Source organism: Niastella sp. (genome assembly GCF_045805085.1).
Taxonomy (GTDB): Bacteria; Bacteroidota; Bacteroidia; order Chitinophagales; family Chitinophagaceae; genus Niastella.
Map to the genome: position 1 here is coordinate 1 of NZ_JBJMLX010000459.1, position 6770 is coordinate 6770.

At 40.3% G+C, this 6770-nt stretch carries 6 protein-coding genes and 1 tRNA gene; 2 read left to right on the plus strand and 5 right to left on the minus strand.

Annotated elements, in window-relative coordinates; all coding sequences use genetic code 11:
* Positions 1–644, plus strand: a 644-nt coding sequence (locus ACJ751_RS24290) for a helix-turn-helix domain-containing protein (protein WP_407748127.1), incomplete at its 5' end; no start/stop codon positions are given.
* A gap of 34 nt (positions 645–678) precedes the next feature.
* Here ACJ751_RS24290 and ACJ751_RS24295 read toward each other — a convergent pair.
* The 5 genes from ACJ751_RS24295 to ACJ751_RS24315 all read right to left on the minus strand — a co-directional run bounded on the left by ACJ751_RS24295 (position 679) and on the right by ACJ751_RS24315 (position 5356).
* Positions 679–1803 carry a substrate-binding protein gene (locus ACJ751_RS24295; RefSeq protein WP_407748128.1) on the minus strand — a complete coding sequence of 375 codons (1125 nt, stop codon included), beginning with the start codon at positions 1801–1803 and terminating at the stop codon, positions 679–681.
* 406 nt (positions 1804–2209) lie between these two features.
* Positions 2210–2830: a DUF4304 domain-containing protein gene (locus ACJ751_RS24300; RefSeq protein WP_407748129.1), complete on the minus strand. Its 621-nt coding sequence runs from the start codon at positions 2828–2830 to the stop codon at positions 2210–2212.
* 199 nt (positions 2831–3029) lie between these two features.
* The gene (locus ACJ751_RS24305; protein ID WP_407748130.1) at positions 3030–4526 is read right to left on the minus strand and encodes a sulfatase-like hydrolase/transferase; all 1497 of its coding nucleotides are present in this window, start codon (positions 4524–4526) and stop codon (positions 3030–3032) included.
* 593 nt (positions 4527–5119) lie between these two features.
* A complete protein-coding gene (locus ACJ751_RS24310; RefSeq protein ID WP_407748131.1) occupies positions 5120–5269 on the minus strand; it encodes a hypothetical protein in 150 nt (49 codons plus the stop codon).
* Between the two features lie 11 nt (positions 5270–5280).
* Positions 5281–5356, minus strand: a tRNA-Lys gene (locus ACJ751_RS24315).
* A 786-nt stretch (positions 5357–6142) separates the two neighbouring features.
* On the opposite strand from ACJ751_RS24315, the gene ACJ751_RS24320 reads away from it, so the two are divergent.
* Positions 6143–6770: hypothetical protein (locus tag ACJ751_RS24320; protein WP_407748132.1), on the plus strand; the 628-nt coding region annotated here is incomplete at its 3' end.

Here is a 6770-nt window from a genome sequence, read left to right on the forward strand (position 1 = left end):
AATTCAAAGGAATTCTGATTCAGTTCACGCCTTCCTTTTTCTGTCTCTTCAAACATCGGCAGGAGGTATCCTGCAATGGCGTACTTTTTAATAACCTATACGATACCCCGCTGGTAAGGCTAACGCCCACAGAGGCCGAGGCACAGGTGATGCTCACGAAGCAGATGAGAGACGAAATAGAAAGTCATAATGAACCGGATCAGGATGCATTGATCTCTTATCTCAAAATTTTTTTGATTAATGCATCCAGGATCAAGCTCAATCAACAAAAGGAAGCTGTGGCATCCCATACGGCTGCGCCGCTGGCTATTGCCCTGAAGGAGCAGATTGAAGTACATTTCAGAAAAATCCACCAGGCTTCTGGCTATGCCGGGCTTCTCCATTCAACGATACCCACCTTAAACAGGTTAAGCAAGCTCCATTTCAAGAAAACCCTTACCAATCTGATTGCCGACCGGTTGATCATCGAAGCCAGGCGGGAACTTTATCTTACAACCAAACCAATTAAGGAAATTGCCTTCGAGCTGGGATACGATGACGAATTTTACTTCAGCCGGTTCTTCCGAAAGCAGACCGGGGTTTCGCCGCAGACCTTTCGCAGCACGATAGGGCCTTACGCAGCAAAAACAGGCGGATCCTTTTAGCTAATGCCGTTTATGGCATCCAAATATTGTTTATTTAGTTTAACATCCGTTCTTTGGGATCAATGATCCCCAGGCTCTTTACAATTTTGAACTTACCATTGTTTGCCTGGGCAATATACATATTCATTCGAACGTGATGCTGGCCGGGCACCATTTCAGCTGCACCACCTGGTCCTTCAGCAATCTTTGCATGGTCCAGTGCCTTGATGACATCTTCCTGCTTTAACGAGCCAGCTTCTTTAACAGCAGCTTCCCAGAGCCTCAATCCCCGGTACATGCCTGAACACGCACTGCCGGCAGTGAACCTGGCGCTGCCTGGATAGAGCTTGTTATACTCATCGATCAGCTTCTTACTAAATGGATCGCTTATGTTCTGGTAGTAATCGAGGCAACTGTACAGCCCTTCCACGTGGGCGGCCGGCACCAGGTTGAAGAAGTTCTCGTCGAAATACGTGCAGACTATATGTCCGCCTTTTTTTGAGAAACCAGCTTTGTAAAGTTGTTCGAGGAATGGCGTGAGCCCGGGAGGAACGATTGTATTAAATACCACCTCTGCGCCACCAGACATGATCTTATGAATAGTTTTGCTATAGTCAGAATGATCGAGAGGAAAGTATTCTTCTCCCACTATTTCACCACCGTGAGCCGTGACAACTTCACGCACTTTCCGGTTCATTGTGTGTGGCCAAATATAATCAGCCGACGGCAGGTAAAATTTCTTTGCCCCTGTTTCCTTCATCAGCCAGGGAATAAGCGGTTCAACCTGTTGCGCTGGTACGGGACCGGTACAAAAGATGAGCGGATCAGATTCCTCCCCTTCATATTGCTCCGGGTAAATATACAATTTCTTGCCCTTAACTACAGCAGGGCCCTTAATAGCCTGCCTCGTGGAGCTATAAATGCCGCCAAAGATTACATCCACATGATCTTGCTGAACGAGCTTGGTAGCTTTGGCTTCCGCAATACTATCTGTAGTTGCGCTGTCCTCAAGGTAAAGATCTAAATGTCGCCCCAACAAACCGCCTTTTGCATTGATATCATTAATTACCATCTTAGCCACGTTTGCATCAGCGGTCCCCATGAACGAGAGTGCACCCGTTTGATCGGTGATTACTCCCACCCTGATGGTCCTGCCATCTGAAGTAGTTGTTTTTTTCATTGTATCCTCCTTTTTTAATATTGATTACCTTCACAGCGTGTCACAATCGCTGAGTTTTGTTCGTAAGGTAGTTCCCTGTTTTTCGTTGAGGTAATGACTATTATTCAGGTGCTATCGTCCTTCACTTTGTGGAAGCCGCCTACATGATTGCTGATAGAAAGCTGCCGGAACAGGCGCCTGATGTAATTGAAGATTTCTATAAGAAAAAAAAGCTTTTAAAAACGAAGCTGGTAGAATGATAGAATAAATGTACCGAAACGGGCTATCAACTCCAAAAAATCTTACAGATGTCGAAAGTTGAATCGTTTAAAGATCACTCGTGTTCGCCCCTCAGGATCGTAAGCCGGCGTGATGTAAAGGTTTGGCCAGCACCGCTTTTGGCAATACCTTGTTAGCTGTGGTTTATCTATTTATCAAGGCCATATTTTTGTCCGTACTCTTTTACTTTCATTGAAAATACCAGGTCTGTACTTTTGCTTAGAAGCTGTTCGTATTCTCGTTTAGCTTTGTCAAACTGTTCCAATTCTCCATACACTATTAATTTTTCCAAAGGCGGCATCATCACATCTGCACTGTCTAGTTCCTGTAGGATTTTTTCCCTGCTGCTGAGTCTGCTGAAGTATGGTAATATGATGCCGGTCAAATTATTTCTCATTTCGGATATCAATTGTTGTTCATCCGTTCTTTCATTAATATCATACCAGGTGTCGTGTTGGTCTTCTCTTAGGTCGCCTATTCTCTTTCTAATCAAACACTGGGTTTCAGTTGGATATGCTGGTAGTTCTTTGTTGCTAACATTGTGGACTTTTAACCAGTACTCAGGTACAAATATTCCGACATTTATTGTGAAACTAATGCTATCCTTGTTTCCCCAACGACTTTTTTGAACATTAATAATTTGTCCAATAGTGTCAGGTTGTAAGTAAAAGTTATTTGCCTTTTTCTTAAAACCTAAGGGCTTCAATAAATCTTGAAATCCTTCTTTAATTACGCTGTCAAATTTTGTCCCTGATACTGTTTTCATCATGTTTGCAGTCTTTCGCTGAACTCTATATCGAATGCGCTAATTTAATAATAAAAGTAGTTGTATGCCAATTTCGAGTTGCGTATTTATGCAATTATTCTTGCTAACTATGAATTAACCCTCGTTCATTAATTGCACATGCAAATAAAAAAAGCAGCCTTTTCAAGCTGCGTCCACAAAAGCAAAATATATAAGGTATTTCTTACCTGGCAACTATGGAGTCGGGAAGTAGTGTCATTTGCTGATGAAATAATGTATTAAACAGCACCTTGAACTGATTCACATTACTTATTCCATTGTACCACCCTTCATAGTTTTTTTTAGGAAGATAAATTGCATTAAGATTATAAAAAGGAAGGATTCTATTACTACCTGGTTTTACACCTCTGTAGCCATGATCGCTCATTACTATAATTACTGCTTTATCGGCTGTTTGCTTTTTCAATTGGGTTATAAATGAAGCAATTCGTTTATTTACATATACTTCGTATTGCAGAAACATATTGTCAACACTATCTCTCGGTAATGACCAGTTTCCATCAGCTTCTTTCGTTTTGTGTCCGTTACTATCCAGCAAAAGCGGATCATGGGGCATTAACAGATGCAGGTACGTAAATTGTGGGGGGTAATTTGAATTATTACTTGCAGCCAGGGTTTGTTCCATAGCATGTTCGTTATTGTTAAAAAAGGTATTAAAAAATTCTTCCCTCGATCTTTTCATCATTCCAACATGTTCAAGAATAAAAGGCACAGCATAAACTACCTTATAATACATAGTCTGACTATTGATTAATTGCATTCTACCTGTTAATAGCGGCAGCGTACAATTGGAAGGAGAAAATGGCAGGTCAAATATGGAGAAGTTATTAATTTGGTACCCTTGTCTGGCAAAAAACTTACATACTATATTTTCTTTTATGGCTGTAGTGGCCGTAATAAACCCATAATGATTCGACAAATCCGGTTGCCCCACATTCCCCAAATATTGCATATTTAATGAGGAAGCCATTGAATATATTGTATAAATATAATTACTATGACTGGCCTGCACTACATGAAAACCATTGGATGTAAGAAAATTTTCGAAACCAGAATTATCATAATTGAAATATTCCTTAAGCCCCTTCGATCCAAAATACGAGTCAAGCAATACGAGGTAAACGGATGGCTTATCACAACTATCGCAAGTAGATAAATGCTGTTTTGCCAAATCCCACTTATCTCTTTCTGGTGGGAATAGGCGGCTCTGTAATATCATTCCGGTGTCCAAACCTATGTATATAACTAGAAGGACGTTCATGAACAATATTGCTTTTTGTAATGAAGATTTGGTATTCTTTAGCCAAATAAATAGCAACGCCAACATCAAAAGAATAAAAGGCAAAAAGAACCTGAGTCTGGAATAGTCAGACAGAAAACGGAATTGCGTAATGAAATTTTGGAAAACGCCAAAGAACAATACGGCTATTCCTACTAACGAAGTAAAAATATTGGCTTTACGGTCGGATGCCAGAACTTTTTTGCTGATAAAAAATATAAAGTAAGCTGCTATTAACAATCCGATCAACAACAAGGCTAATGGTTTTAATGGAACCATCTCTACATTAATGCAATAACCGTGAATAATAAAAAAAAGACCGACCCCAAAAAAAGACCAGTCACCCCATAAAATTTTATTTTTTAAAGTAGATGGTTTCATATAGTTATTTAAGCAATTCTATACTAATATCAATTTTCAAAAGATATCGAGGAGTGTTCCTCGAATCCAAAAAATTGGTTCTTATCACTAGTGATACTTTGGTTGTAAAAATGACTAAGGTGTTTCGGGAATCTAGTCGGGATATTTATTAATACTCGCGGCCCCACTTGTATTGGGCCCACCTGAGGATCTCATTTATTCAGGTTTTTGAGCAAGTCGGGAGATTTCCTTGCGGTTATAAGTATGGCAAATACACGAATCAGTTGTTAAATCAAACGAGAAGACCCGTTTCATTAAGCTTGGGCTCAAATATAAATAAATATCTTGATATTTTATTCAGGCATTTACCACCCCACGATCGTGAGTACATTGGGTAAGCCACTATTATGCAGCATGGGTATTTAAAGGCATTGCCATTTAAAGTTTTGATTTAGCATTGCAGGCAACGACAGCTGAAGCCGAATAAAGAACTACGACAATTATCGGAAGCCAATGCTCCTGTAACGTAAGCGCCAAAAAGCTCCACGAAAAATTTAACGATCCTGAACGAAGTAACCTTACAGGAGAAATATATTAAGCTTTTTCAATTGCAATTAGCGAAGTTGTTTAATGCCGTTAACCAGGAGCGGGAAATCAATGCGCAGCAGTTCAAAATCAAAAATCAATTCGTTATTCCTTTTAAGTGTAGAACTGGCGGGCGTTGTATTGAAAGAAGAAGCCCGGCCTTCTGAACAGATTTTCAAAAAGTCGGGCTTGGTGTCCCCGCAGAGACTCGAACTCTGGACCCATTGATTAAGAGTCAATTGCTCTACCAACTGAGCTACGGAGACAAAACTTATTTTCTTCCCTGGTGGTTAGAAAAGAGTGCAAAAATAAGGGGTTAATTCTTTCCCACCAACATCAAAAGGGTTAAAAATGAACAAATTGTTGTTTTACATGCTGATTTGCAAATTAAACGACTGTGTGCCTTCACTAATTCCCCAAAAATAGCGATTGCATTATTCCCTTACTATTAGGGGGCTTATTTACATAATCTATAGAGCAGATACATTGCTCATGTTTGGCTGGTTCAACAAGTTCCGTCTTCCAGTAAAGGTGACCGGGCGTTGATAAAACTAGAAAATAGTTATAAGGTTGGAAATGCAAAATGCCACAATAGTAATTAATTCCCTTCGACAAAAAACTTTTTTCAATAGACGTGTTATTTTTACCAATAGGCGTGTTGAATTAGCCAATAAGTGCATACGGCTGTGCATCTTCGTAACCAACAGTTCGAAATAGAAATTTTAATTTGGGCCCATTTGCAAAAAGTGTAAATTAGACCTGTAAACCTTACTCTGAAATTCAAAAACCTTATCATGGAGAATATCCTATCAAGCACCTCCTGCTTTTCTGCATTACTATTCTGTTTTTCCAAAAAAATCAAAGACACCTGAACATCCCAAACTTAAAGGTTTGGCTATCGTTGTATTGAAACTTTCCTTAAACCCATTGTTCCAATCTGGATTACTGAATGGATAAAATCATCAGACGGGCATATAATGTCTGCTAACGGATACTTCTACATTCAAGTAAACTTTTACCATTAAGCATTTAACAATTAAACTTTATGTACCATGAAAAGAACAGCAAGTATTAATCTGTTTTTATCAGCAACAATTTCTCTACTGCTTTTCGCATGTAAGAAGGGGTTTAACGACACGCAAACCAATCCATCATTAAATGAAAGTAAACAGCATAGTTCATTAACGTCCTTAACTACCCGTACTATTTATATAGGCGGAAGCGAAGGCGGCCAGGCTAAATACTGGGTAGATAACGGTAGTGGTACTCCAACGAGTGTTTCTTTGACTGGAGATGTGGTCAACGGGATCGTTGCCACCGGCGGCCATGTATATGCTTGTGGTTCCGCCGTAAATCCTGTTACAGGCCTCCCCGTTGCCGCATACTGGGTTGATGGGAATCCAACTCCTACTTACCTTCCTTATGGTACAAGGACCTCTTACGCCTCGGGAATTGCGGTAGTAGGAGGACACGTTTATGTGACAGCCCGTGTTGACGCCTTTCTCAATATAGCCGTATATTATGTCGATGGAGTACAGGTGTCGTTGGGTTCGGGTGAGCCCAATGGCATTTCTGCAGACGGGAACAATCTTTACATAGTCAATAGCGGTAGCACCCCCTCTTACTGGAAAGTCGATGTGAGTGATCCGGCTAATCCGGTGACTACGCTGGTAAATTTAC

Excerpts from the sequence above, each read along its gene's own strand:
- ACJ751_RS24295 (WP_407748128.1), bottom strand. The coding sequence starts at position 1,803 with ATGAAAAAAACAACTACTTCAGATGGCAGGACCATCAGGGTGGGAGTA.
- ACJ751_RS24300 (WP_407748129.1), bottom strand. The coding sequence starts at position 2,830 with ATGATGAAAACAGTATCAGGGACAAAATTTGACAGCGTAATTAAAGAA.
- ACJ751_RS24305 (WP_407748130.1), bottom strand. The coding sequence starts at position 4,526 with ATGAAACCATCTACTTTAAAAAATAAAATTTTATGGGGTGACTGGTCT.